Annotated in this window: 6 protein-coding genes; all 6 read left to right on the plus strand. The window is 29.5% G+C overall.

The annotated features are described in order from the left end of the window. The coding region (locus ACIQ11_RS08945) for a tol-pal system YbgF family protein (RefSeq protein WP_396154295.1) at positions 1 to 1,792 on the plus strand (1,792 nt) is incomplete at its 5' end. 96 nt (positions 1,793 to 1,888) lie between these two features. Continuing rightward, positions 1,889 to 2,110: an AtpZ/AtpI family protein gene (locus ACIQ11_RS08950; RefSeq protein WP_291242006.1), complete on the plus strand. Its 222-nt coding sequence runs from the start codon at positions 1,889 to 1,891 to the stop codon at positions 2,108 to 2,110. Beyond that, positions 2,100 to 2,489: a hypothetical protein gene (locus ACIQ11_RS08955; protein WP_396154296.1), complete on the plus strand. Its 390-nt coding sequence runs from the start codon at positions 2,100 to 2,102 to the stop codon at positions 2,487 to 2,489. The genes ACIQ11_RS08950 and ACIQ11_RS08955 overlap by 11 nt, the downstream gene beginning before the upstream one ends. A 116-nt stretch (positions 2,490 to 2,605) precedes the next feature. Continuing rightward, positions 2,606 to 3,769: a F0F1 ATP synthase subunit A gene (gene atpB / locus ACIQ11_RS08960; protein WP_396154297.1), complete on the plus strand. Its 1,164-nt coding sequence runs from the start codon at positions 2,606 to 2,608 to the stop codon at positions 3,767 to 3,769. 33 nt (positions 3,770 to 3,802) lie between these two features. Further along, positions 3,803 to 4,000 carry an ATP synthase F0 subunit C gene (atpE, locus tag ACIQ11_RS08965; RefSeq protein WP_291242009.1) on the plus strand — a complete coding sequence of 66 codons (198 nt, stop codon included), beginning with the start codon at positions 3,803 to 3,805 and terminating at the stop codon, positions 3,998 to 4,000. Between the two features lie 76 nt (positions 4,001 to 4,076). Beyond that, positions 4,077 to 4,408, plus strand: a 332-nt coding sequence (atpF, locus tag ACIQ11_RS08970) for a F0F1 ATP synthase subunit B (protein ID WP_396154298.1), incomplete at its 3' end; no start/stop codon positions are given.

The following is a 4,408-nucleotide window of genomic DNA, read 5'->3' on the forward strand; positions in this document are numbered from 1 at the left end:
AGGCGACACAATAGCTTTTCATAAAAATCTTGACAAATTACTTGAAAATATTGAAAATAAAAGTTTTAGAGATGTTATTCATCATCAAAGAGCGGTTTTTTACGATAAAAAAGGGAAGGACAAATTAGCTATTTTAAACTATAATAAATCTATAAAAAATAGTGTAACGGATAAATATTTAGCTTCTTTAAACTACAGAAATATCTCGGAAATATATTACAGAAATCGAAATTTCCATTTCGTAAAAAAATATTTAGATTCTACTTTGGTGCAGTTACCAGAAAAACATATCGAAGTGAAACCAACCAAAAAAAGGTTAGAAATTATTACAGATGTTGTAAAATACCAAGATATTATTAGTTATTCGGATAGTATTATTAGTGTTTCAAAAATGTCTGCATCTGAAAAGGTGAAATTTTATCAAAATCACATTGCAAAGTTAAAAATATCAGATTCTATTGCGGCTAAAAAAGCAGCAGATAATTTAGCGTTATCCAAACAAAATCAAAAAGCAGATATGTTTTCTGGCGACAATTTTAGTGATAACCTAAACCCAAAAGATAAAAATTCAGCCGGCGGAATTTCAATGGCTAAAAATCCCGTTTTAGAACAATCTTTAACAAAACAACCTGTAAGTTCATCGGGTATGCAAAGCAATTTTTATTTTTACAATGCTGTTACGGTTGCACAAGGTAAAATTAATTTCAAGAAAAAATGGGGCGATATTAAATATGGCGACAATTGGAAAACGATAGCCGTAACAAATCAAAACCAAACGGAAAACGCGTCTGAAGAGGAAACTGAAGAAGAAACAGCTGATAAATCAGATAAAGAAGGTGCTGAACCAAAATATAAAACGGCCTTTTACATTGATAAGTTGCCTAAAGATTCTAAAATACTTGATAGTTTGAATGTTGAAGCAAATTATGCTCGTTTTCAATTGGGTTCTATTTTTAAAGAAAAACTTAAAGAAAATAAGTTAGCCATAACTTCTTTTGAAGATATTTTAGTAAATACACCAGAAAATAAATTGATTTTACCAACCTATTATAATTTATACCAATTATATAGTGCTGAAAAAAATGAAAAAGCACTCGTTTTCAAACAAAAAATCGTTTCAGAATATCCAGATAGTCGATATGCTTCAGCTTTTAATAACACTACAATAAATGCCGACATAACAGCGGATTCTGAATTTAATATGTTGTATACGAAAGTTGAAAAAGGCTTATTTAGAGAAGCGAATTTAGAAATAGATGCATTGCTAAAAAAATACGACGGTGATGAATTAAATGCTAAATTCGATGTTTTGAAAGCAAAAATTACGGCAAGATTATTTGGGCTTTCTGCATATAAAGAAGCATTGCAAAAGATTGTAAAAAACTATCCAAAAGCCGCTGAAACCAAAAAAATAGAGTCAATTTTAAATTCAGATATTCCGGCTCTTGAATCATTAAAGTTTGGAGAAAAACCGAAAACATATAATTTGGTTTTTATCACCAATTATCCAAACGAAGTTTCGCATAAAAATTTAATTGAAAAGCTAAATAAATATGCTAAAGAATCTGGTGATAGCAAAGTAAAAGTGTCAAATGACATTTATAATGTAGATAAGAATATGATAGTTTTACACGGAATAATTAATAAAACAACTGCAGAATCCGTGGCTAATTATCTAAAAGAACATAAGGATTTCAAACTAAAAGACGCGCCAATTATTATCTCGAATGAAGATTATAAAGTAGTTCAGGTAAGAAAAAATATTGAAGAATATTTAGCTAAAATCAAATAACTAAATAATTAGATTACGATTTATTAGCAAAAACGTATAGAATTTAGATCAACCACCATTTTTAGAAATAGGGTTTCTACTGACCTAACATAAGTAATGCAAAACAACAAAAACAAACCTTTGAATAAATGGATTCAACTCATAAGTATTCCTGCACAAATGGGAATGGTTATTTTTTTGTTTGCTTATTTAGGTCAATATTTAGATGAAAAATACCAATCAGAAAATTATGTAAAAATTTTTACAGTTGTAGGTGTTTTTTTAGCGATGTATAATGTAATTCGTCAAGTCAACCAACTCAATAATAATGAAAAATAACATCTTGTTTTTTAAACAAATTTTCTTTTTTACACTTTCGTTATTTGCCATCAATCGTTTGGCTTTTTTGTTGCCTGCATTACAACAAGCTCAAGAAAAATTTCATTTCCCAATAGCCTTTTTGTTTTTATTGTTTTTTATATTTTCAAACCTAATTTTATTTATTGTTAAAAAGGTTTCAGAAAAAAGCTTTGACAACACAGGAATGGTTTTTATGATTGCAACTTTCGTAAAAACTGGAATAGTTTATTTCATCATCAAACCAATTTTAAATTTACCAAATCATCAAATTGAAAAAACTAATTGCTTAATTGTTTTTATGTGTTTTTTAGCAATTGAAACGATTATAACAATAGGTATTTTGAATAAAAAACAATAAACCAATTTAATTTTGAATAATTTGGTAAAAAAAGTAATTTTCTAGTATTGTAATTTAAAGAAAAAATATACCTTTGCAAAAATTTTAAGGACAATATTTTTTAGAATATATATTTTATGTTGATTTCAAGAAAAACAATTCAATTATTTATAGCCACAATTTTTGCGGTTTTGCCAGTAGTTACTTTTGCTAATGCAGATACAAGTCATATTGCAAAACCAGCTCATTCTGAAGTTGTAAATCATAAAAACACCGCAACGAAAGAAGTTGTTTCTGAAGAAACAAAAGCACAAGAAGAAAGAGCCGAATTCATTCAACATCACTTATTAGATTCTCACGATTTTCATTTATTTTCTTACGGAAAAGAAACGGGTCACGAAACACACATTGGTTTTTCTTTACCAGTAATTTTATGGGAAGACGGATTGCATTTCTTTATGTCGTCTGAATTTCACCACGGTGAAGCAGTTGCTAAATCAAACGGAAAATATTTCAAAATAAATCATCACGATGGGATGGTGTACAATACAGATGAAAATGGAACTTTCAATGTAGACGAAAAACACCATACTACAAATACAAAGCCTATCGATTTTTCTATAACCAAAAGCATTGTAATGATTTTAATCGTTGCTTTATTAATGTTTATGATATTTAGAAATTTAGGTAAATCATACAGTAAAAATGGTGGTATTGCTACTGGAGTGGGAAGATTTTTCGAGCCGTTAGTACTTTACATCAGAGATGAAATCGCAATTCCTAATATTGGTGAGAAACATTATAAAAAATATATGAGTCATTTATTGACTGTTTTCTTCTTTATTTGGTTTTTAAATATGTTTGGTTTAACACCACTTGGAGTAAACGTAACAGGTAATATTGCAATTACTGCTTCATTAGCTATTATTACATATTTAATTACTACGTTTACTGCTAATGGAAATTATTGGGGACACATTTTCTGGATGCCAGGTGTGCCGGTTCCAATGAAAATTATTTTAGCGCCAATTGAATTTTTAGGAACTATCATCAAACCATTTTCATTAATGATTCGTTTATATGCGAATATGTTAGCTGGTCACGTGGTTTTAATGAGTATCATTGCGTTAATGTATACGTTTAGTAGTCCAATCGGAAGTCCGTTATCATTTGTGTTGGCTTTCGTATTATCAATATTAGAAATTTTAGTAGCTTTATTACAAGCTTATATTTTTACTATGTTAACGGCACTATATTTTGGAGCCGCAAAAGAAGAGCATCATCACGATGAAGCTCATTAATAAATTGAATGTTTAATTAAATATATATACATTATGGAAGGAACTCTTAACCTTGTAGGAGCTGGATTAATCGTTATCGGTGCTGGTTTAGGTATCGGTAGAATTGGTGGATCAGCAATGGATGCTATTGCTCGTCAACCAGAAGCGTCTGGAAAAATTCAAACAGCTATGCTTATTGCAGCAGCGTTAATTGAAGGAATTGGTTTTGCAGCGTTATTCGCAGTAAAATAATTAAAACAAACAATTGTTGTAACGGTTGGTTGCAACAATTGTTTACATTGAAAATCAAAATTAAACAATATATATAATGGAAGAATTATTAGGTCAATTTTCATTTGGTTTATTTATCTTGCAAACGGTTTTATTCGTAGGGTTAATCCTTTTACTTAAAAAGTTTGCTTGGAAACCTATCTTAGATGCAGTAAACGAACGCGAAGAAGGTATTAAAGAAGCTATTCTTTCGGCTGAAAACGCAAAAAAAGAAATGATGGCTTTAAAATCTGATAACCAAAAATTATTAGATGAAGCTCGTGCTGAAAGAGATACAATGATTAAAGAAGCAACTGCTATCAAAGAAAAAATGATTGCTGATGCTAAATCTGAGGCGCAAACTCAAGGTGCGAAGATGATTGAACAAGC

The sequence above is a fragment of the Flavobacterium sp. genome (assembly GCF_044361065.1).
GTDB lineage: Bacteria > Bacteroidota > Bacteroidia > Flavobacteriales > Flavobacteriaceae > Flavobacterium.